Here is a 21,114-nt window from a genome sequence, read left to right as displayed (position 1 = left end):
AGTGAACACATTCTCTATGAGAAATTCAACAAAAGGATACCCCTGACGTGGGAATTTTATGGTATCCCCTATTTCAACCCAAAGAAGAGCAGATGAAAATCACCGGGGTTATCGTATTTCCAGTTTATCCCGTTCTGCTGTAAATTGGCCAGAGCTCTATCATAATTTTCTAACTCTGTTTTGATGCCGTTTCGGTTCCATAGATTCGCTTTTTTTGATGAATGTATGCGGAAATTCATCTGACCCGTTAGCAAAGGCGTATCGCTGTTCAATGGACAGGAAATGCCGACAGATCATTTAAAAAGCAAGGGGTCAAAAGGCCTGCCATTTCCTGCCGGAACCTGTCGAATAAAGGTTGAATAGCGTGAAAAAAGATGAAAATTCAGGAACTTTTCCCTGTTCAATATTTTGTCACACTTTTTTATAATACAAATGAATGCGTGAGGAGAAATCGGAAATCGAAGCCCTCGGCAGAGTTTCGATTTTTTTCAGGCGAAGTGAAATCGTCTCTGCGAAACAATAGAGCCATTTTTTCGGAACGAATGAAGTACCCAAAATAAAGGGGCGGTAAATACGGACAATCACCGGCTGATGCTGGCCGCCGCAATCAATGAAGGGCAGTGACGGAAGCATGGGAGAGGATGTTTCTTACCAAAGCGGTTCATGGGACGACATGGGCCGGGCGATCGCTCAAATTTCAGGCTGGTGCGGCGCGCTGGAGCGCATGCGGCAGATGGACCGGACTCTTCAGCAGATCCAGAATGCGATCGATGATCTGGATGAAGACCGGTGCCTCTGGTTTTCGTACAAAAGCCAGGCTGGGGCGCTCGACAAACTGGGCGATGACTACCAGAAACTGGACACGTTCACCGGCGAGGCCGGCAACGCGGTCAGCCGCCAGATCGACGATCCTTTTTACAAACAGATGGACGCCTTTGTCGCGGAGATGTCGCAGATTTCGATCAGCCAGTACCACACACGGAACACGCTGAACGTCAAGGAATACCAGGCAACCAGCCCGCTTGCCTCCGTCGCCGCCTATGAGCCGGTGACGAAACAGTCGATCACATTCGACGATCTTTTTAACAGCAGCAGCTTGATGACCGCCTCGCTGAAACAGGAATACGAAGCCTACCGGGCCGCGGTTGGGAAACAGGCCGGCGGCGTGACTTTCGACCAGTACAGAGAAGGAATCCAGTACAGCCGCGGGTTCGACTACCAGTCGATCAAAGACAAGCAATTGGACAAAGAATTCTGGGTGAACCTCGGCATCGGGGCGGCGGTTATTATCCTGACGATTGCCTGCCCGCCGGCCGGGATTGCGGCGGGTGCCGCCTACGGGGCGATGCAGCTGGCCGACGCGGCCACCGGGACGAGCCTGATCTCCGGACGGAAGCTGAGCACGGAGGAACGGGTCACGGAGGGCGTCTTCGGCGTGCTGGACGCAGTCCCCGCTTTCAAGGCCGCCGGCGCTTTCAGCGCGATCGGCCGGATGGGTGCAAAAGGCGTGACAACCTTGGGCGGTCTGACGAAAACGATGGGCCGGGCGTCCGGAAGGCGGCTGATCCAGCTGAAACAGGTAAGCCGTGCAGGGCTAGACAGCGTGAAACAGGCCGCGGCTAACACGGGCGTCCGGATTTCCCTAAGTGGCCTGCAGCCGGAATTTGCTGGCGCTTCGGGAGTCGGCAGCGGAGAGAGCCTGATTCAGGATGTCAAAAGCACATTCCGACAGATGGCATCCAAGGAGATCGATAGTAGTGTGTCGAATACAGATAAGATTGAAACTTCACCTCGATATGGTGATAGGAGAATTTCTGACGAGCAATATAAAAAATTAAGAGGAAAGACCCCATCACAGGAATTACAAGATAAGGTAAATGAAGACGTAGAATTACCAATGGATGATCCTGTTCTCCCAGGAAAGATAATTACAAAGAAGTTGGAACCAGACCATATTGTATCTATGGATAAAATATCGAGAATGGAAGGATTTGATAGACTAACGGAGAAACAACAACTTGAAGTTTTAAACAATCCTAAAAACTTTATAGGATTAAGTAGAGCAGCAAATGGCTCTAAGCAGGATAAAAGTTATGAGGAGTGGACTCACTACAAGAAAGGAAAACCAGGTGAGATTGAAATAGAGCCCACATTTAGAGATAAAATGATTAAAAAGGAGAACGAGTTGGAGAAAGTATTGCAAAAGCAAATTGATGATTTAGTGGGTATAAAAGACCGGAAGCCAGGTAAGGAGATTAGATAATGGATCAACGGAAAATAGACTATTTGAAAAAGTACACGATGAAAAAAGACGGATATGTACGCTTGATTTCAACTGACGAGATCGGACAAATAGATACACTTCCCAAAGCTTGGTATGAAATATTCAGAGAAAGAACAATTAAGCATAGAATTCAAATTCTATTAGGGATCTGGAAGAGATATTTAGGTACTGAATTAAGAAACACCATATCCTATTTAAATAACTGTCTAGAAAATATTGAACTAATGGAAATAAACAAAAGGTATTCCATTTTATACACAATCAGAAATCGTCAGGGAAAAATACTTTACTATGAAGGAAGGAGTCCTTGCGAAGATTTTAAAAATGAACCGCTAAGGGGAGCATGGGACAGGATACCTGCAAAAATACGATTATTCTATGATAACATCCACAATGGGTTTTATTATTATGCGAGTGGGGCTATGGGCCTAGTGTCTTTGGAAAATGTTGCCTTTTTAGGGGACGATGATTTCGATTGGAGCATTATTGATGATTTAAAAGACCCAATGGAGATTGACCTGAACACATCTTTTGGCTTTTTTAGCAATGGGATGGGAACATATGTGGCCATTGATTATCAGAATTGCGAACAAGGCAACGCAACCTTATGGTCATCAGAAGATCAGCCTGAATACAACATTAACTTTTGGGATTTTATAGATGAATGGATGGTTATTGGCTTTGAAGCATAATTTAATAATACAGTTATGAGAAACAAAGATTGTTTATCCACCCAAACGTTTTGGAAGTTGTCGGATAAAGAACAGTTTAACTGGTTAGACAAACAAATAGGTGGAACTAGAAAAGGTATGACTTGGCATCATACGAATACCCGGCATCCTTCACTCTTTTCATGTACCCTTTAATAATGAAGGATTTCTCTTATTATAAGAATAGCTTAATTAGATATTATTAAGCGGAGACATCATTTATGGTGGCCAAAATATTCCTGCGTCATTTTTAGCTGATGTTTTAAGACGCTTTCCACATTTTTTTACCATACTCTTCATAACTTAGAGATATTTTCGTAAATCATACGTTCCGGCTTCGCTTAAATTTCTGTAAAACCAGTGATCCCCACCCTTGTACTGTTCCCATCTGTATAGTTCCCATCCAACATAAATCAATGAAAGCGCGAACGTGATGATGCTTTGGAAGAAGTCTGAGAACCTCACCTTTTTCCGCCTTGCATGAAAAAGCCGGGTATCCATCGATTTTTCTCCGATGGCTGCCCGGCCTCTTTTTTCATCTTACGCTTCATTCATTCAACGGCGGTCTGTTTATCGTTGTCCATCGCCCTGATCGATTCGGCCGCTTTAATCATCACAGCGCATTCGATTCTTTTACGAAAAACGTCGCAGCTGAATTTATAGTTCCCGTTGAGCGAGCCGGTCGCATGCAGCGAATTGGCGGGACAGCCGCCGCTGCAGTAGAGTTTCGCCCAGCAGTCCCGGCATTCCGGCTTTGAGTAGCAGTTGCACTCTTTAAATCGGTTCTGCAGCTCCGGTTTTGTGATGCCGTCCCAGATGTTGCCCATACTGTATGCCTGATCGCCGACAAACTGGTGGCAGGGGAAAAGCTCGCCCCATGGCGTGACCGCCAAATATTCGGTGCCCGATCCGCATCCGGAGATTCTTTTATGGATACAGGGCCCTTCCGTCAGATCAAGCATGTAATGGTAAAAAACAAAGCCATGGCCCTCTTCTGAACGGCGGAGCATTTCCTTGGCGAGAATCTCATACTGTCTGTAGATCTCAGGGAGATCCTCCTCGGTCAGTGCATACGGTTCCTTTGGATCGCAGATGACCGGTTCCATCGAGAGCCGGTCGAAACCGAGATCGGCCATATGAAAAATGTCATTGCTGAAATCGACATTGTTGTGGGTAAGGGTCCCGCGGACATAGTATTCTTTATCCCCCCGCTTCCTGACGAAATTCTGGAACTTCGGAACGATATAATCATAGCTTCCCTTGCCGTTTACCGTTTTACGCAGCCGATCATGAACCTCTTTTCGCCCGTCCAGGCTCAGGACGACATTGTGCATCTCCTTGTTCAGAAAATCGACGACTTCATCTTTAAGCAGCATGCCGTTGGTTGTCAGAGTGAAGCGAAAAGTTTTCTTATACTCCTTTTCTTTGCTTCTCGCATAGGCGACGAGTTGTTTGACAACTTTCCAGTCCATCAGAGGTTCTCCGCCGAAAAAATCAACGTCGAGGTTGCGGTGAAATCCGCAGTTTTCCAGCAGAAAATCGATCGCCCTCTTGCCGACTTCATAGCTCATGACCGCCCGGGCACCGTGGTATTTGCCCTGGCTCGCAAAGCAGTATTCACAGGAAAGATTGCACGTATGTGCGACATTCAGGCATAAAGCTTTAATATACGTCCTCCGTTTTTTCAAATCGAATGAGAGATCCTGATACGTATCTTCCGAAAAGAGCCGTCCGTCCTTTTTCAGTTTATCGATGTCCGCGATCGTTTCGTATATGTCCTCTGCGCCGATGTCTGTATGATCGGCGTACTTCTTCACCATCAAATCCGCGATTTCTTCAGACGAATGTTCTTCATAAAGTGCAATGATATCATAAGCAAGATCGTCGACAACGTGCACAGCCCCGCTGTAAGTATCAAGCACGATATTATATCCGTTTAACTTATATTGATGTATCATAGCTGGCGATCGGACTCCCTTGTTCAAAAAATTGCCGCCCGTCTGCAAAACAGCCGGGCGGTACACTTCCTCTGCTATTTATCGATGCGCCGGATCGGCACACTTCTGATTGGCAACGCCGCAGGATGTCTTGCACGCCGACTGGCAGGATGTCTGACACTCGCCGCGTCCGCCGTGTCTGGCACTTTCTCTCAGGTCCATCGTATTCAGTGATATAATCCTTTTCATTATACAAACCCTCTTTTTTAAAACATTTTTTTGAAAAAACACGTATTCGGGATCAAGCATCAGATCCGTCATAAAGTTCATTTTCTAATCAGGGCCCTTTCAACAGGTACTGATAATAACTATTATAATAAATAAAAGCGATTATTCCTGTGATGTTTATCGTACATCCCCATGCTTTTATATAAAAAAGTGTTAAAAAATCAGTTTACCCGACTCATTGATGTCGATGATGCTTTTCTAAAAAGGCGGTGACCGTTTTAATGACAGCGCCGCTTTCACTGTCATGACAAATATGGTGTTTTGAATGTGGAAGATAATGAAGCTCTTTTTCCGTTGATAACACCGTATGAAAAATCCATTCGGAACTTTTCGGATCGACGATTTCGTCCATCCGCCCGTGAATGATGCAAACCGGAACAGAAATACGGCGGAAAATTCTCTTTGCACGGCGGACGATCTTCTGAAACTGAAGCAGATTGTGAACGGGAACTGAGCCGGCAAATGAGCGATTACTGAGAATTACCCGGACGGGCGGCAATCCATGATTTTTTCTCATGTATTGCCAAAAATTTTTCAGCCGTATCTTCAGAACGCCGGGAGAAAGCACATATAGCGACGGAGAGAGCAGTACCAGGGTAGCTGTCCGATAACGGCAGGCCGTAATCGAAGCGATCATCGCTCCCATGGAAAAACCGATCAGATGAATCTCTTTCTTCTCCTCAATAGCGTGTTCAACAATATCCTCAATCACGTGCAGCCAGTCCGGTGCCGTGATTTTCTCCATCCGTCTCCTGTCCATACGATGCCCGGGCAGCAAAGGCGTGATCACTTCATAGCCTTTCTGCTTCAGGGCCTGAGCGAGCGGCGCTAATTCCTGCGGGTTCCCCGCGAATCCGTGAATAAGGATACATAGTTCCTGCTGCATAAAAAACCTCTCCTAAGGCGGCCCTGAATAACCCGTTCAGCACGCAGTGACTCAGCCGGTTTATTTCGTTCCGGTCGGCCGCAGGTTTACCGTCATCGATTTTTCGCTCAGTTTCAGCGAATGTATTACTCAAAAAGGACGGTAATCTTAGTCTGCCGGAGCGTCTGCCATCTATGCAGCGAATCGCTGTTTCGGTCTCTGCTAATGATGTTAGAAATCGTAAATTTACTTTTTGTGAATAATATCTTGACTTAAACACACAGCATATAAAATCTCAACAAAACCTAATAAATTCAAATGTGTTTCGCAAGTAAATATTTTTAAATTAAATGTAATATCATTGATTTGTGTCAGAAAAAATATTAATATCTATATAGATTGGTCTATATAAAGGAGTTACGAATGGATAAAAAACAGGATACGCGGGACAAAATTATCAATGCGGCTAAAAATCTCTTTCAGATTAAGGGTTATCATGCAACGGGCATTAATCAAATTATCGAGAAAAGCGGCGCTCCGAAGGGATCTTTATATTATTACTTTCCTAAGGGAAAGGAAGAGATAGCAATCGCCGCTATTGAAAATGTTGGAAACTCAGTGCGACAGGACATTTTGCAAATCATGTCTTTCTATGATAATCCGATTGATGCCATCCGGGCACAGCTGAAACATGTTGCCGCGAAAGTATTGGACACAGAAAAAGCAGAATTCCGAATCGGCTTAATTGCATTCGAATGTGCCGGAAGCAATGAAAAAATCAGAGCGGCATGCGAAAAAACCCACAGAGACTTGATGTCGATAAATGCAGATTTTTTAGTGAAAAAAGGTTACACAGAGGAGCGGGCCAAACAGACGGCCAGCTTAATTAACATTTTGATTGAAGGAGCTGTGACTCTGTCGATCACCTTTCAGGATATTTCCTATTTTACTTTGCTGACAGAAAAAGTTGAAGTTATTTTTAAGAACATTTGAGTGTTTTTATTATTTGTCTCCTTATATATAGACTGGTCTACTATGATGGGGAGGATAAATTTTACAAAATGAAAACAAATGAAAGCAAACGAATGCCGATTTTACTAGGCCTGTTAATTAGCGCTTTTATCGGTATGTTTGGCGAAACTGCGATCAATATTGCCTTAACGCCCTTAATGAAAGCCTTGCACGTCAGTGCACCCACCGTTCAATGGTTAAGCACTGGATATTTACTGATTGTAGGTATTTTGGTACCCGTTTCAGGATTGCTGATTCGATGGTTCACCACCCGTCAGCTTCTTTTCTCCGCTTTAGCAGCGTTTATCGCAGGAACCTTTATAGCTGCAATGGCTCAAGGCTTTCCTATGTTGTTAACAGGCCGATTAATCCAGGGAATCGCGACCGGCATTTTAATTCCGCTGCTTTTTAATACCGTAATGGCCATTTATCCGCCGCAAAAACGAGGCACGGCTTTTGGTATGGTCGGACTGATTTTAATGTTTTCTCCAGCTATCGGACCGACCGTTGCCGGCTTGATTTTAAATGCTTTAGGCTGGCAGTGGATATTTTGGCTGATGCTCCCGTTTCTTATCCTTGCCCTCGTTGTTTCCATTATATTTTGCAAAGATGTCAATACGGTAACCCGGCCGGAAATTGATCCGTTATCCATTTTTTTATCGACACTAGGCTCTGGAGGTATCGTAGCGGGCTGCAGTTTTGCAGGAGACTTGGGATGGACAAGCACCGCTGTTCTCTTCCTGCTGGCCATCGGTGTGATCAGTATCATATTATTTTCAATAAAACAATTAAAGATGGAAAACCCCATGCTGAATATCAGGGGGTTTAAAATTCCGATGTTTACAGTTGGCATCGTTGAAGTGGTCACATCTTTTAGCATAATCATGTCGGCGATGTTACTGCTGCCAATGTACTGGCAAGGTGGGAAGCTATTAAGTGCAGCCATTGCGGGCCTTTTATTATTGCCCGGGGGGATTGTCAACGGGCTTGTCTCGGTTATTTCGGGGAGGCTGTATGATTTATACGGGCCTAAATGGCTCGTCAAAATCGGCGCTGCACTCAATATCATCGCAGCGATTATGTTCGTGAATATTAGGGTCTCCTCTTCCTACGTATATGTTATCGGTGCCAATATACTGCTCATGATCGGCATGCCGCTTGTTATTACCTGTTCGCAAACAAACGGACTCAATGCACTGCCTAAAGAATTGTCTCCCGACGGCAGTGCGATCATGAATACAGGTCAGCAGATCTGCGGGGCCATTGCGATAGCGCTGACCACGACATTTTTAGCAGCAGGAGAAAATGTTTACCGGGCTACCATTGGGCACAGCACTGCAGAGATGCTGACGAATGGTGTAAAATACGGGTTTACCTTCACGCTTGTTCTCGCCATTATCGGCTTTGTGCTGTCCCTTTTCATGAAACACACAAGCGTATTGGCACTTAAACCAGGCTTAGAACAGGAAAAAAACTGAAGAAAGAATTGGAAGCATAATAAAATCCTGAACCCCACTGATTTTCAAGAAACTATTAAGCTACCATCTGCTTAGCAGGCGGTAGCTTAAATGCTATCAAAAAGTTTTATTTGAATATTATCTCAAAAAAAAAGATGTTTTTAGATCATAAGCAAACTTTTTTCATTAATTTTCATTAATAGATAGATAATGGAAATCTTAAATAATCAATTTTTTCTCAGAAGCGTTTATTACATTTGAGATAAATTTTAGATTGTCAACATCTCTGCCAATTTTCTTCTCCAAGATGGTTGGACCAACATCATATTCTCCAACCATTTTTATACCCACATCAATTAAGTCCGTTACTTGTGTAAAGATGATTATCTGAATATAAAGAGAGGATTAGAAGTTCTGTTTTTCTGGAAAAGGGGAGTGGTAGCCAACTCCCCTTTTCCAGAAAAACAATGAGATTCCATTGCTCTTGTCTCTTTCATTTTTTTATAGAAAATGAACCGGAACCCATCATTTCAGTTAAGATAGAGTTGCTCAGACCAAATTCTAAAAGAAAGATTATGAGGATGGAAGTACGACAAACCTTTAGCTGATCAAACATCTTCCCAAGAATCCGAGGGTCACAATCATGACAAAAAGTCAGGCCAATTGAATCGAGCTATCTGCATTCCCTCTATATTGACTAACGTGTTCACACTTAGTGGAAAATTATTTAAAGCTTCTCATTGTCCCGGCATTATTCTCGCTCTCCTTCTATTTTCCATTCGCTTATTCGTTTTCAGTCATCTCTTGTCCCGCTTTTACGTTCCACGGCTCGCATATCAATGATTCCGTTTACCCATACATACATTATGTAAACTTTAATCCATACAAAGCAGCAAGCACTCTCATCAGCAGACGTGTCTGCCGCTGAACAGCCATCCATCGCGCCGTCTCTGTATCAGGAAGCAGCGTGGATTTTTCCGTATTTTTTCGGGCAGCTGCGAAAAACAGCCCCTCCGGCAGATGCCGCAGCGCCAACGGTCATAAAATTTCTTTCAGCCCATCCAAGAAACTGCCGGGTCACGAAGGCCTCCGTTTATCTCTCAGATTTTATTTTCCGCTTGTTTTTTAATGCCGATTTTACCTAATGAGTGATCGAATAGGGTGATGATGATCAAGATTATGCCAATGACCACACAAAATAGTGCAAGCTGGTGCATCCCGAATGTAATATCTTCGGATTTTAGGAACAGACCATTGGCCGCAGAAGCAAGCATAGCGCCCATATACATAAAGGTTCTTAATAAACCGGATGAAGCTCCCATCTGGCTTGGAACCGCCTGAAAATAGACAGCATTTTGATTGGCCAGATTCAGCAGGCCCTGGGGTATGCCGAGCAGCAGAATGATCCCGGCCAGAAAGACCAAATTGCTCGCAGGTCCGGCAAAGAACAGCAGTGCCATCGTTATGAATTGGATCAGGCTGCCGACTATCAGTTTCAAACGTATTGCCGGGCTTTTTCCCGTGATTCTGGAAATAATAATCGCCGTTAGGAACATCGGCAGCAGCAGTAAGCCGGCATGAGCAGGGGACAGGCCCCTCCCCTTTTCCAGCCATTGAGTAAATCCATAAATGAAACAGTAAGTGACTGTAGCAGCAAGCAGACTGCGCGCGTAAGTCGACAGCAAAGCCTTATTTCCGCTTAATACGCGGACATTGATAAAGGGATCCCTGCTTTTCAGCTCAACGATGACAAAAGCGGCGCCGGCGCCGGCTGCAACGGCTAACAGATAAAGCTTATCCAGAGCCGGGCCCATCAGGAAAAGCAAAGCGGAAATTAACGTGATCCCGAAGATGGCCATTCCGGTAAAATCAATGGATGTTCCCCTTCGCTTTTCCCTGATAGAAATCGATGAGACTCTCGGAAAACGGAACCAGCCCAAAAGAACACAGGCCAGCGACAAGGGGATATTAATGATAAATGTGCTCTGCCACCCCCCGACCTGTATGAGCAAACCGCCTAATGTAGGCCCAATAACTGCAATCGTCTGATTGGCAATCGCCAGCAAAGTCAATACGCTCGTCGGACTGCCTTCCCTGGTCCGTTCTGCTTCACTGCGGATCAGATACATGGAAGCCGGATAGCCGGAACAGGTTCCAAAACCGAGCAGCACTCTGGCCACTACCAGCCACCAAAAGTCAGGAGCGAAAATGGCAATGAAACTTGAGAAGCCGACTAAAGACGTTGCAATTAAAAAGAGAAGCCGCGGGCCGTATATATCAATTAATTTTCCGACGACAGGCTGCCCGATCGCCGTGGCCAGATATAAGGCGGAAACAAGCCACGCCGTCTGCGAAGGCGGTGCACCGAACGCTTTCCCGATAGGAATCAAGGCTACTGAAATAATAGAAGAATTGATCGGATTTAGAATCGATCCCAGGATCATCGGTGCAATCAATTTTTGATTAAACCGACCTTCATTGCGAAACTTGGACAAATTTTTGCCTTCCTTCTTTTTTCACCCTATTTCAACATGAAACGGTACCGGCAGTATCAAATTCTGTTCAACCTATTCAATATTGAGTCGGCAGCGCAGGATCAGAACCAGTTCACCCTATTCAATATTGAGTCAGCAGCGCAAGATCAGAACCAGTTCACCCTATTCAATATTGAGTCAGCAGCGCAGGATTAAATCCCTATTCCGCCTGCTTCAGCATTGAGACAGCAGCCTAATATCCAATTCTGTTCAGCCGTTAACGGAAACGGGCCCTCAATATTCATTTCATTGTACCGATCCAGTCCCGGACACTCAGCACTTCGGCCTGCCGCGGAAATACTTTCTCGATCAGCACCCGGTGAACCTCGGGATCTTGATCCAAGCAGGCGTCGGACAGCACTTTAATTTCAAAGTCTTTGTCCGCCGCCTCCCGTAAAGTCGACAGAACAACTCCGCTCGTCGCAATTCCACTGAGAATAAGCGTATCAATCTGCTGCGAACGCAGGATGACTTCGAGATTGCTGCCGGCAAATGCACTGACCCGATATTTCGTAATCACGGGTTCGTTTTTTCCCGGGTGAACAGACTCATGGATTTGTGCCGCTCCATCATGAACAGTTAGTGCTCCATTTCGAGAATTCAGATGCCCGGCTGAAAAAATTTTATTTTTTGTACTGATCTCAGGATACCCCTCGCTGAAACCCAGTCTGACAAAAATCACCGGAACGGAATGTTCGCGGGCGGCTTTTACTGCCCTGCGAAAAGGAATGAGGACGTTTTCTTTGCCTTCCCCTAAACGTGATACAGTGCCGTTTTGTAAATCCATGATGAGCAGTGCAGTTTTAGCCTTTTGATCGGTCATGAGTTGTCATCTCCCTTTTATTGATTTATTATATGTGGAGAGGTCTATCACTTATGATAAACGGAGTGTTCTCCACTTGTCAATGTGTTTTTTATTCTCATTTTGGATGTGATTGCATCATGAATAATAAAAAAATATTTGATGTACATACAGAACGACGTGACGCGGCCGAGAATCGTCAGCGTATATTAGACGCTGCTTCCAGGCTGTTCGAGCAAAACGGCGTTGAACCGGTCAGTATGAATCAAATCGCCAAAAAAGCCGGGATCGGGCCGGGGACGCTCTATCGCCGCTACAGAAATAAAGGCGAGTTATGCCTTGATTTAATAAAAGACAACGTAGTTATTTTTTTTGAAAAAGTTGAGGCATATATGCAGGACAATCAGACGGCTTCGCCGGACCGGCGACTAAGAGGCAGCCTCGGCTTATTTATTCGTTTCAGAGAAAACAAAGCACAATTGCTTAAGGGAGTCGAAGAAGCGGAAATGACCAATCGAATCCGGTCAAAAACGTATCATAGCCCCTTATACGATGAGCTGCATCAGTTATTTGCCGATTTATTTGAAGAGATGGCCGCAACGAAAAAAGACCGGCCAAACAGTGTTTTCAGGGCGGATATGTTACTTGCGGCATTAAGGAGCGATGCCTATTTATTTCAAAGAGAAGTGCGGGGACTTTCACCCGAAGAGATCCTGGAGCAGCTCTGCGCGATTTTTACATTAAGCTAACAGGATGCTTCATTGGCATGCGGCGATTGCAGACAGCGGGGTCGGAATTCCGCATAAAAAATCAAAATCTATTTTGAGTGAAAGACTTGGAGGGAACAAGTGCCAAAAAATATGCCATTATTCTCCGATTAATTAATATTATTTTGAGCAGGATCATTTATACTGCCGTATTTGCGGCGCCGAATAATTTTCTATAAAAGGATTAATGTCATCCAGATTTTCAGTAAATAGCAGCTTTTTATAATCCTTTTCAGTCAGAAAACCTCTGCCGACCATCTGCTGATACATCATTTTTAACGGATCATAGAAGCCGTTAATATTTAGGAATATACACGGACTGGCATTTTTACCCAAGCGAGCCCACGAAAACGCCTCCGTCATTTCTTCAAGTGTTCCGGGACCTCCCGGCAAAGCAATGCAGCAATCAGCTATATGTAACATTCTTGCTTTCCGCTCCGACATATCGGCTACTTCTTCCAATTTGGTGGCCTCTGTAAATGCTAATTTGCGCTCAGCCAGAAACCGTGGAATAATTCCCCATACATAGCCCTTGTTATCAACGACTGTTTTTGCGATTTCTCCCATAAGTCCGACTCTGCCGCCGCCATACACCAGCCCGTATCTATTTTGCACCAGCCATGTGCCAAGCCTCCGAGCCACATTTGCGTAAATTTTACTGTTGCCGGCAGAAGCGCCGCAGTATACGGCAATATATTTCATTTTCATAAACTCCTCATATATAATATTTAAGTCCAACTATGGATTTATCGATCGGCGCAGCCGGGTTTTCGGTCGGTGTACGTGATTTATCGGTCCGCGTACCTGAGTTTTCGACCGTTCGGAGCAAGTTTTCGGTCTGGCCTCAGTTTATCGGTCCGCGCAGAGAGTTTTTCGGTCACAAGCGGCGGGTTTTCGGTCGATGCACCCGTTTTATCGGTCGGCGAGGCCAAGTTTTCGGTCTGGCCCCGGTTTATCGGTCCGCGCAGAGAGTTTTTCGGTCACCAGCAGCGGGTTTTCGGTCGTTATACGTGATTTATCGGTCGGCGCACCTGAGTTTTCGACCGTTGTACGTGATTTATCGGTCCGCGCGCCCAAATTTTCGACCGGCAAGCCGGTCTATCGGTCAGCGCCGGCAATAGAACCGTTGCTGCTGTTTATCGGCCGGGGCACCTGATCTGTCACTGGCAATCTATCAGTCACTGCTGCCGGTTTTGTTGTAGGCCGTTCAGTCCTGATGCTGCCAGCTCATGATCGGTCGGTCCAGGATCCGATCGATCATATCGAGCACGCCGCTGTGATTATTGTCCTTGTCGGTAACCGGCAGATGATAATCATGTATGGAAGCATCCGCATTTCTCATAAGATAACCCAGCCCGACATGCTGCAACATCTCTAAATCATTGAAATTATCACCAAACGCGACAATCTCATCCGGTGTTATTTTCCAATAGTCTTCTAATCTTTGTAAGGCCCAGGCTTTATTGACACCGCCCGGAATAATATCGATACTGCCCCAGCCGCTTTGTGTCGCGTGCAATTGGTGATCGAACAGCCGGTTAATATATTCAACTTTATCACTAACGTCTTCATCCTGGCAATCGAGATTAACTTTATAGATGGAGTCATGGACGGCAGCCAGATCTGGAACTGCCTGAACATTTTTTAGAAAGTATTGCACTTTTTCATTATCTATAAAAGGATCTTCTTTTTGAACATAGGTACCGTCTCTCCCCGACAAATGAACAGAGCTTTTGGTCAGATGCGGATCGCTTAAGACTTTTTTCAAAAGTAATTTAATGGTCTGGTCCGGAATGGTTTTTTCAACAATCGCCCTGCCATTGTCAACAATTAATGCCCCGTTTTCAGAAATAAACGTTGTTACATCGGATTTCCGGTCGAAAACATCAAGCAAATGTGTATAGCCATTGCCGCTGGCAACGACAAAATGTATGCCGAATGCGGACATTTTTTCTAACTGACGATTAAAACGCTCAATTTCATAATCGTGTTGATCGTTCAGGAAAGTTCCGTCGATATCGGTTACCACCATTTTAATCATCAAACGAATGCCTCCGTTTCTTTGTCACGTTTCATACCGCTGATGGATTATCCCCTATTCAATTGATTCGGCCGGCGGACTGATCGGCTCAGGCCGGCCTATCCTTATCGCCCGTTTAAAAATACAGCTCTTCAGAATTGAATTTTACACCACAATCAATTCAACATGAGAAGAAAATAGTTCGCGCTGTTGCCCGGTTATGCCTGAATCTGTCAGCAAATAATCAATCTGATCGAAAGTTGCGAATCTGTAAAGTCCGTCCCTGCTGAACTTGGAGCTGTCGGCGACCAAAACAACTTTTTCAGAGTTCTCTATGATAGTCTGTTTAACATCCAATTCTCTGTATGATCGGGAACAGGGACCATCTTCATGAAACCCGTCGCAGCCGACAAATGTTATATCGGCCCGGATACTTGCGACAGCCCTGGTTGCCCAGTCCCCGACAAATGACATACTCTTTCTGCGCAGCTGTCCGCCTGTTAAAAGAAGCTGGTTTTCAGTATTTTCCAGTGCCTCTGCCGCAATTAAAGAGTTTGTAATAATGACTAAATCGTTTTTAAGATTCAATAACTTGGCAATTTGCAAAACAGTCGTTCCCGTGTCTAAAATAACGACGCCTCTTTCCGGCACCATCTCCAGCGCTTTCTGAGCGAGTCTCGTCTTAACGGCGCTATTTTTCAGCAATTTATCACTAAAGTGGCTCTCTGAATAATGAGAGGAGATTGTAGCGCCGCCATGCTCCTTGCTAATGATATTCTCTTTCTCCAATAAGATTAGATCTTTTCTGATGGTTTCAGTTGAAACATCAAACTGCCTGGCCAGTTCCCTGACAGATATACTTCCCCTCAGCATAATGAGTTGAGCGACTTTAGTCCTTCTTTCAATATTTAAAGGTTTTGCCAACATAATCACCCCGAATAGCAACCATAACCAAATTATAATTATGTTTTTAGTTGCGGTCAATGATTTATATACCAGGATAAAAAATAAACGCAGCACTATCCTAGATAATTAAAATGGAGATTATTTATGCTGCCGGCAACACGGCCTTCAATGCCGCTCCCGCGGTGAGTTTGTACCGGAAAGCCGGAAATTTATGCTTGTCAGTGGATCTTTCCGCCGTCAAAACGGCCTTTCGTGTGTTGTCCAATGCCCGTTTCCCGATCTATGATGAGTAAACAATGTCGAATTCTTTTTCTAATTATCTTGATTTTCTCAAAAAAATTTCAGGTTAACTTCTTGCAGATTTATGTTGATCGTGTTAGCATGGTTTATGCTGAAAAGGTTAATCTTGTTAATAGTTAATAAGGTTATCTATTTTTATTTTCTTCTTTGCAGATTAACCCATTCTATTAAGAAAGGAAGTCAGGGAGTGAGTAATTTTGTCCGCCTTCTTATTATTAACATCGTCGTTATTGTCGTATTGATCGGAGGGGGAGCCGTCGGCTACTACTATTACGATCAGGCAACGAATTATGTGACGACCGACAATGCTTCGGTCAGCGGCCAGTCTGTTTCAATCGCATCGCCGGCAGCCGGGAAACTGGTTTCCTGGAACGGCGATCAGGGTAAGAGCTTCAGCCGCAATCAGGCCATCGGTGAGATCGACGGTGTCGATACGAACGGCAGACCCGTACAGACTGCCATTACAATGCCGGATAACGGGACAATCGCTCTGGACAACGTCGTTCAGAACACATTCGTTGCCGCCGGAACGCAGCTCGCTCAGGCCTATGATTTAAACAGGTTGTACATTACGGCAAATGTTGACGAAACCAAAATTGATCAGATTAAAAAGGGACAGAAAGTGGATATTTATATCGACGCTTTTCCGAATACCGCATTCACAGGCAAAGTGACGCAGATCGGAACCGCTACGGCGGGAACCTTTTCGCTGATACCGAGCTCGAACAGCAACGGCAATTATACAAAAGTGGCTCAGGTGGTCCCGGTGAAGGTTTCTCTTGACGATTTCAAAGGCGATCAGCTGCTCCCGGGTATGAACGCGACAGTCAAGATCCATATTTAAGAGAGGAGGGATCTTATGTCATCGTTTCTTTCTGTTTATTCAGGAAGCGCGCTCGTTTTTTTGATACTGATCAACGTCATTATTCTGTATCGGCGCAGAACGGGACGGCGGCAGGCTTTTAACAAGGTAGCGGCTGTCCCGGATAACATTCAATCTCCGGATCACGTACATGGTTCCGAACAGCCGGCGGATATCAGCCTCCTTCCGGAAACGGGAAACGGGCAGGCGCGCACAGCGGGCGGGAAAATACGAAATCAGACAGAAAGTCAGAGTCATGTGCCCGTCGTCGCTATTCTGCTTCTCGGCGCATTTGTCGCCCTGCTGAATCAGACATTAATGAATGTGGCCCTTCCCAAAATGATGACGGATCTGAATATCTCAACCAATACGGCCCAATGGATTACGACCGGATACATGCTCGTCAATGGAGTCCTGATACCGATTACTGCTTTTCTAATGGAGACCTTTACGACACGCAAACTTTTCATTTCGGCCATGAGCCTGTTCACGATCGGGACGCTGATTTGCGCCCTGTCGCCGAACTTCTTTATTCTGATGGTTGGACGCGTCGTCCAGGCTTCCGGCGCCGGAATCATCATGCCTTTGATGACCAACGTTTTTCTGACCGTTTTTCCGCCGGAGAAACGCGGAGGCGCGATGGGACTGATGGGACTGGCCATGATTTTCGCACCTGCCGTCGGGCCGACGCTGTCAGGCTACATTGTTGAGCATTATACATGGCGCCTCCTGTTCTGGGTCGTCTTCCCGATCGGTTTGATCGATATTCTGCTCGCTCTCCGTTTCCTGCGAAATGTCGGCCGGCGCTCCTTTCCAAAGCTTGATTTGCCGGGCGTTGTTCTGTCGACGATCGGTTTCGGAGGCATTCTGTACGCCTTCAGCGAAGCCGGAAACAACGGCTGGAATAATACAGAAGTCATCTCTACATTAATTATCGGGATGATTGCACTGGCATTTTTTGTCTGGCGGGAGCTGACCACGGAAACACCCGTGCTCGAACTGCGCGTGTTCAGATACGGGATATTTACACTGACAACGCTTGTCAATATTCTCGTGACGATGGCCATGTTCGCCGCTATGATTCTGCTGCCGATCTATCTCCAGAATATTCGCGGATTCACCCCGCTTCAGTCCGGACTTCTGCTCCTGCCGGGCGCTCTATTAATGGGGGCGATGTCGCCGCTGACCGGTATTCTGTTCGACCGGATCGGTTCCCGCCCGCTGGCGATTGCGGGGCTGATCATTACGACGATTACAACATGGCAATTCTCCATGCTGTCGGACACCACTTCATACGGACATATCATGCTGCTCTATTCAACCCGCATGTTCGGCATGTCGCTTCTGATGATGCCGATCATGACCGAAGGCTTGAATGATCTTCCGCGCGAACTGAACAGCCACGGTACAGCAATGTCCAACACAGTACGTCAGGTAGCCGGCGCACTGGGGACAGCATTCCTTGTCACCGTCATGACAAACCGGGCAACCTACCATGTCGGAGAGTATGCTAATCACCTGACAAAGGACAACCCCGTATTGATGCAGCAGCTTGGCGCAGCGGGAAATGTCCTCGCCGGCACCGGACATGCAGGATCTGCTGCCGGTATGAGCGGCGTCATGCAGCTTTTGGAAACTAAGGTTGAACAGCTGGCAACGATTCAGGGCATTAATGACTCATTCATCGTCGCCACCGGTCTGACCTTGCTTGCGCTGATCCTGTCCTTCTTTATCAAAAGGGCAACGCCGTCAAGAAGAAAGAAAAAGATCAAAGCCGAGGCTAAAATTTCGACCGGCGAATCGGAAGCCCACGCGTAGAAGTTTATCGGCCCAAGAGTGAGGTGACAGCGATGGACCGGGACGATCTGATCATGCAAATCAAAAACGAACTGACAATTATCATACGGAGATTCCGCAGGGATATTAATGAGCTTCACGGCAATGAATTAACCGGCAATGATTATGTTTTTCTTGCCTACCTTGCGGAGAATCAGCCTCTGATGGCTTCAATGATTGCCAGAAAATTTGAAGTCACGGCAAGTTTTGCAACAATGGCCGTCGACAGACTGATTAAAAAAGAATTGGTGCGCCGCCGCCGCTCGGAAAACGACCGGCGGGTCGTGCAGCTGACAGTTACGGAAAAAGGAGCAGCACTTTATGAAAAGTATAAAAAAATTCATAGAGCCTATACGCACCGGATGCTGCAAAATTTCAGTGACGGCGAACTCCGTGAACTCAACGATCTCCTTGTAAAATTAGCGGCCGGAAGCAATGGCGTTGATCGGTGACTCTAACTGACAAACTGTTGCTTCTAGCAAGGCTAAGAATTCATGAAAGACGCGGGAAGAAAATGGCTCAGCCGCTTTTTGCGGTTGCCTGAAAACACTCCCTGTCTCTTATGGTGATGGAGGAATAGCGAATTTCATAAGCAGGCGGCCGTTCCATATAAAACGACCCGCCATAATTTACTGCTGCGGGTTATCCATAAATCAACCCGATAAAAAGCGTTCATCTTAAATTCAGATGAACGCTTTTTTAACTATTAAAAAAATGGACCAACCGGCACTGACACAGAAAAGCAACACGGCCCGGCCGGCAATTGTATTGTCCCGCCGCAAAAATGAATCGACGCTCAGCCGTATTTTATCATCCTTCATTACATCTGATCGGTGCCCGGTTCATTATCAATGCCGACAATAGCCTTGACAGGCAATCCCATTACTGCCCGTCAATAACTTTTAAAGAATTATTTATACTGCAGTTTGCTGATCCTTACTTTTTCGTCATCTAATGGCGCTTTATTCAGGAAGGCCTGCATCATCCAGATATTCTTTTCAATTTCCGTCTTCATGCCAATAATCATATCCTGGGTACTGAGATCATTTTCATCGCCGCTGACATCGATGAGCGCCTGATATTCATCGCGCAATGTCTTAAAATCAGCCACAAGATCGTCAATCCGTTCAGGAAGATTTTTTTCTTCAAACGTCGTTTTCTGATCTTTAAGGATCGTGTGTTCAAGGAATTCGCCAAGCGAAGCATACGGGGCACCGCCAATCGCAATCAGCCGTTCAGCGATTTCATCCAGCTGACCGCCCAACAGATCCATAAATTCATCCATTTTCGGATGCATCGTGTAAAAGTTGAGCCCGCGCATGTACCAATGAACCTGATGGACCTTCGCACTCAGTTCACTGATATCAGCAATCGCCTGATTTAACGCCGCTTTCGTTTTTGGAAAATCATACTTGTATTTTGCCATTTCCAACACCCCTTTCAAATTTAGTTTTACCACATTTTGAGGAAAAAGTTGAAGAAGCGCGAGGATTCGGAACTTTTTTTTTCGCAAAATGTGACAGACTGTTGTCATCCCTGCTTCCGATTCTTGTGTAATTCGAGCAGAAGCAGCCTCACGCTTAAAAAATAAAGGAATACAGCAGCCCAGATCAGTCCCGGATTAGGCAAAACCTCGCTCATCAGATAACCGAAAACCAGAACAATCAGTGCATCAAAAAACAGAGCAAAGAGAAAAGCCTCAAAAAATGCTCGCCTAAAAATCTTGAAATGATCAGAATTCACGCTGTGCACCCCTCTAAATTTATCAGAAGATGCCGCCGTCCATGCTCGACGTTTCAAAACCATTTTCACCGCTGAATACCCGCGGTTCTCTTCTCATGTTCCGAAAAAGCACTTGTCATGCTGCTGTTCCGGCCGTTTTCAATGGCCAGCACCGTATAGCCTTCTTTTGCAACCGCCTGCTGCAGCCGGTCATCGGGAAGATTCAGTTTCATGCGGACGACCGCCTTGCCGAGCGTTACTTTTGCAAAAACACCCTCCAATGAATTCAGTGCGTTTGCAATGCGGATCACGCAGTTTCGGCAGGTCATCCCTTCAATCTTTAACACCTTAACATAAGAATAATGAGCCGCAACTTTGTCTGCAGAATGGATCTTTTTCATTGTTTTGCCCGTCCCGCAGCATCCGGAGCGAAGGCTTCGGAATAAATGGCGGGCTGCAAGACACAGAAACACGACCAAAAGCGCACCGATCAGAATCGTAGCCATTTTTTTCATTCCTTCCGTTATGAAATTGCAGGCAGTTCTTTCTGCGACGATGGATCAGCGATGAATCGTGACCCGAATATCGGGCCTCGGAGAACTTTTCCTGATCGCTTCCAGCTCCGCCGGTTTCGGTTTTTTAGAGTCTTGCAAAGTATGAATCGGACAGACGCCCTGCAGCCCGCAGTCCGCACAGGCTCCGTTTTTACATACATGACGGATAGCCAGCAAATAGCTGAAAAACAGAACAACGCCGATTAAAATGGTTGCTAAATTCATGACACGAACATGCCTCCTGTCCTGTACGTGATGT

20 protein-coding genes are annotated in these 21,114 nt (G+C 45.7%); 8 read left to right on the top strand and 12 right to left on the bottom strand.

Annotated features, from left to right (window positions below; genetic code table 11):
* Nucleotides 1-631 precede the first annotated feature (631 nt).
* On the top strand, nucleotides 632-2,263 hold the full coding sequence (locus Q6A92_RS00580) for a hypothetical protein (RefSeq protein WP_332236689.1): 1,632 nt from the start codon (nucleotides 632-634) through the stop codon (nucleotides 2,261-2,263).
* Nucleotides 2,263-2,976: an SMI1/KNR4 family protein gene (locus tag Q6A92_RS00575; RefSeq protein WP_332236688.1), complete on the top strand. Its 714-nt coding sequence runs from the start codon at nucleotides 2,263-2,265 to the stop codon at nucleotides 2,974-2,976. The genes Q6A92_RS00580 and Q6A92_RS00575 overlap by 1 nt, the downstream gene beginning before the upstream one ends.
* 569 nt (nucleotides 2,977-3,545) lie before the next feature.
* Here Q6A92_RS00575 and scfB read toward each other — a convergent pair.
* The 3 genes from scfB to Q6A92_RS00560 form a co-directional block, all read right to left on the bottom strand.
* Complete coding sequence (gene scfB / locus Q6A92_RS00570; protein ID WP_332236687.1) at nucleotides 3,546-4,952, bottom strand: thioether cross-link-forming SCIFF peptide maturase; 1,407 nt, start codon at nucleotides 4,950-4,952, stop codon at nucleotides 3,546-3,548.
* Between the two features lie 78 nt (nucleotides 4,953-5,030).
* A complete protein-coding gene (gene scfA / locus Q6A92_RS00565; protein ID WP_332236686.1) occupies nucleotides 5,031-5,180 on the bottom strand; it encodes a six-cysteine ranthipeptide SCIFF in 150 nt (49 codons plus the stop codon).
* Between the two features lie 214 nt (nucleotides 5,181-5,394).
* Entirely contained in the window at nucleotides 5,395-6,105 is a 711-nt protein-coding gene (locus Q6A92_RS00560) for an alpha/beta hydrolase (protein WP_332236685.1), read from the bottom strand.
* Between the two features lie 402 nt (nucleotides 6,106-6,507).
* Here Q6A92_RS00560 and Q6A92_RS00555 point away from each other — a divergent pair, with 402 nt between their 5' ends.
* Nucleotides 6,508-7,077, top strand: a complete 570-nt coding sequence (locus tag Q6A92_RS00555) for a TetR/AcrR family transcriptional regulator (RefSeq protein WP_274400019.1) — start codon at nucleotides 6,508-6,510, stop codon at nucleotides 7,075-7,077.
* Nucleotides 7,078-7,145: 68 nt separating this feature from the next.
* Nucleotides 7,146-8,573 carry a DHA2 family efflux MFS transporter permease subunit gene (locus Q6A92_RS00550; protein ID WP_332236684.1) on the top strand — a complete coding sequence of 476 codons (1,428 nt, stop codon included), beginning with the start codon at nucleotides 7,146-7,148 and terminating at the stop codon, nucleotides 8,571-8,573.
* 1,079 nt (nucleotides 8,574-9,652) lie between these two features.
* On the opposite strand, the gene Q6A92_RS00545 is transcribed toward Q6A92_RS00550, so the two are convergent.
* Nucleotides 9,653-11,047, bottom strand: coding sequence for an MFS transporter (locus Q6A92_RS00545; RefSeq protein ID WP_332236683.1), 1,395 nt, complete (start codon nucleotides 11,045-11,047; stop codon nucleotides 9,653-9,655).
* Nucleotides 11,048-11,327: 280 nt separating this feature from the next.
* Entirely contained in the window at nucleotides 11,328-11,909 is a 582-nt protein-coding gene (locus Q6A92_RS00540) for a cysteine hydrolase family protein (protein ID WP_332236682.1), read from the bottom strand.
* 119 nt (nucleotides 11,910-12,028) lie between these two features.
* Here Q6A92_RS00540 and Q6A92_RS00535 point away from each other — a divergent pair, with 119 nt between their 5' ends.
* The gene (locus Q6A92_RS00535; protein WP_332236681.1) at nucleotides 12,029-12,637 is read left to right on the top strand and encodes a TetR/AcrR family transcriptional regulator; all 609 of its coding nucleotides are present in this window, start codon (nucleotides 12,029-12,031) and stop codon (nucleotides 12,635-12,637) included.
* A 153-nt stretch (nucleotides 12,638-12,790) separates the two neighbouring features.
* On the opposite strand, the gene Q6A92_RS00530 is transcribed toward Q6A92_RS00535, so the two are convergent.
* The 3 genes from Q6A92_RS00530 to Q6A92_RS00520 form a co-directional block, all read right to left on the bottom strand.
* Nucleotides 12,791-13,357 carry a TIGR00730 family Rossman fold protein gene (locus tag Q6A92_RS00530; RefSeq protein WP_332236680.1) on the bottom strand — a complete coding sequence of 189 codons (567 nt, stop codon included), beginning with the start codon at nucleotides 13,355-13,357 and terminating at the stop codon, nucleotides 12,791-12,793.
* A 505-nt stretch (nucleotides 13,358-13,862) separates the two neighbouring features.
* The gene (locus Q6A92_RS00525) at nucleotides 13,863-14,696 is read right to left on the bottom strand and encodes a Cof-type HAD-IIB family hydrolase (protein WP_274400011.1); all 834 of its coding nucleotides are present in this window, start codon (nucleotides 14,694-14,696) and stop codon (nucleotides 13,863-13,865) included.
* 144 nt (nucleotides 14,697-14,840) lie between these two features.
* On the bottom strand, nucleotides 14,841-15,599 hold the full coding sequence (locus Q6A92_RS00520) for a DeoR/GlpR family DNA-binding transcription regulator (protein ID WP_274400010.1): 759 nt from the start codon (nucleotides 15,597-15,599) through the stop codon (nucleotides 14,841-14,843).
* 469 nt (nucleotides 15,600-16,068) lie between these two features.
* Between Q6A92_RS00520 and Q6A92_RS00515 the strand changes: the two genes are divergently transcribed.
* From Q6A92_RS00515 to Q6A92_RS00505, 3 genes are read left to right on the top strand one after another with little or no spacing between them, the layout of a single operon-like run.
* Nucleotides 16,069-16,725, top strand: coding sequence for an HlyD family secretion protein (locus Q6A92_RS00515; protein ID WP_443029664.1), 657 nt, complete (start codon nucleotides 16,069-16,071; stop codon nucleotides 16,723-16,725).
* A 15-nt stretch (nucleotides 16,726-16,740) separates the two neighbouring features.
* Complete coding sequence (locus Q6A92_RS00510) at nucleotides 16,741-18,561, top strand: DHA2 family efflux MFS transporter permease subunit (RefSeq protein WP_274400006.1); 1,821 nt, start codon at nucleotides 16,741-16,743, stop codon at nucleotides 18,559-18,561.
* Between the two features lie 32 nt (nucleotides 18,562-18,593).
* Complete coding sequence (locus tag Q6A92_RS00505; protein WP_274400004.1) at nucleotides 18,594-19,031, top strand: MarR family winged helix-turn-helix transcriptional regulator; 438 nt, start codon at nucleotides 18,594-18,596, stop codon at nucleotides 19,029-19,031.
* A gap of 458 nt (nucleotides 19,032-19,489) precedes the next feature.
* Here Q6A92_RS00505 and Q6A92_RS00500 read toward each other — a convergent pair whose 3' ends face one another.
* From Q6A92_RS00500 to Q6A92_RS00485, 4 genes are all read right to left on the bottom strand, one after another.
* Nucleotides 19,490-20,005 carry a Dps family protein gene (locus Q6A92_RS00500; RefSeq protein WP_274401641.1) on the bottom strand — a complete coding sequence of 172 codons (516 nt, stop codon included), beginning with the start codon at nucleotides 20,003-20,005 and terminating at the stop codon, nucleotides 19,490-19,492.
* A gap of 104 nt (nucleotides 20,006-20,109) precedes the next feature.
* The gene (locus Q6A92_RS00495) at nucleotides 20,110-20,322 is read right to left on the bottom strand and encodes a hypothetical protein (RefSeq protein ID WP_332236675.1); all 213 of its coding nucleotides are present in this window, start codon (nucleotides 20,320-20,322) and stop codon (nucleotides 20,110-20,112) included.
* 65 nt (nucleotides 20,323-20,387) lie between these two features.
* On the bottom strand, nucleotides 20,388-20,807 hold the full coding sequence (locus Q6A92_RS00490) for a heavy-metal-associated domain-containing protein (protein WP_274401640.1): 420 nt from the start codon (nucleotides 20,805-20,807) through the stop codon (nucleotides 20,388-20,390).
* Nucleotides 20,808-20,861: 54 nt separating this feature from the next.
* The gene (locus Q6A92_RS00485; RefSeq protein WP_274401639.1) at nucleotides 20,862-21,080 is read right to left on the bottom strand and encodes a hypothetical protein; all 219 of its coding nucleotides are present in this window, start codon (nucleotides 21,078-21,080) and stop codon (nucleotides 20,862-20,864) included.
* Nucleotides 21,081-21,114: the final 34 nt, after the last annotated feature.

It is taken from the genome of Sporolactobacillus sp. KGMB 08714 (assembly GCF_036598985.1).
In the GTDB taxonomy this organism is placed as follows: Bacteria; Bacillota; Bacilli; order Bacillales; family Sporolactobacillaceae; genus Sporolactobacillus.
The sequence above is the reverse complement of the archived record's forward strand: the minus strand, read 5'-3'. Positions and strand labels throughout refer to the sequence as shown.

What these genes read in the sequence shown, in the direction of transcription:
- Q6A92_RS00510 (WP_274400006.1), top strand. Translation starts at nt 16,741, where the DNA reads ATGTCATCGTTTCTTTCTGTTTATTCAGGAAGCGCGCTCGTTTTTTTG.
- Q6A92_RS00490 (WP_274401640.1), bottom strand. Translation starts at nt 20,807, where the DNA reads ATGGCTACGATTCTGATCGGTGCGCTTTTGGTCGTGTTTCTGTGTCTT.
- Q6A92_RS00555 (WP_274400019.1), top strand. Translation starts at nt 6,508, where the DNA reads ATGGATAAAAAACAGGATACGCGGGACAAAATTATCAATGCGGCTAAA.
- Q6A92_RS00550 (WP_332236684.1), top strand. Translation starts at nt 7,146, where the DNA reads ATGAAAACAAATGAAAGCAAACGAATGCCGATTTTACTAGGCCTGTTA.
- Q6A92_RS00560 (WP_332236685.1), bottom strand. Translation starts at nt 6,105, where the DNA reads ATGCAGCAGGAACTATGTATCCTTATTCACGGATTCGCGGGGAACCCG.
- Q6A92_RS00580 (WP_332236689.1), top strand. Translation starts at nt 632, where the DNA reads ATGGGAGAGGATGTTTCTTACCAAAGCGGTTCATGGGACGACATGGGC.
- Q6A92_RS00525 (WP_274400011.1), bottom strand. Translation starts at nt 14,696, where the DNA reads ATGATTAAAATGGTGGTAACCGATATCGACGGAACTTTCCTGAACGAT.
- Q6A92_RS00505 (WP_274400004.1), top strand. Translation starts at nt 18,594, where the DNA reads ATGGACCGGGACGATCTGATCATGCAAATCAAAAACGAACTGACAATT.
- scfB (WP_332236687.1), bottom strand. Translation starts at nt 4,952, where the DNA reads ATGATACATCAATATAAGTTAAACGGATATAATATCGTGCTTGATACT.
- Q6A92_RS00485 (WP_274401639.1), bottom strand. Translation starts at nt 21,080, where the DNA reads ATGAATTTAGCAACCATTTTAATCGGCGTTGTTCTGTTTTTCAGCTAT.
- Q6A92_RS00535 (WP_332236681.1), top strand. Translation starts at nt 12,029, where the DNA reads ATGAATAATAAAAAAATATTTGATGTACATACAGAACGACGTGACGCG.
- Q6A92_RS00540 (WP_332236682.1), bottom strand. Translation starts at nt 11,909, where the DNA reads ATGACCGATCAAAAGGCTAAAACTGCACTGCTCATCATGGATTTACAA.
- Q6A92_RS00575 (WP_332236688.1), top strand. Translation starts at nt 2,263, where the DNA reads ATGGATCAACGGAAAATAGACTATTTGAAAAAGTACACGATGAAAAAA.
- Q6A92_RS00530 (WP_332236680.1), bottom strand. Translation starts at nt 13,357, where the DNA reads ATGAAATATATTGCCGTATACTGCGGCGCTTCTGCCGGCAACAGTAAA.
- scfA (WP_332236686.1), bottom strand. Translation starts at nt 5,180, where the DNA reads ATGAAAAGGATTATATCACTGAATACGATGGACCTGAGAGAAAGTGCC.
- Q6A92_RS00500 (WP_274401641.1), bottom strand. Translation starts at nt 20,005, where the DNA reads ATGGCAAAATACAAGTATGATTTTCCAAAAACGAAAGCGGCGTTAAAT.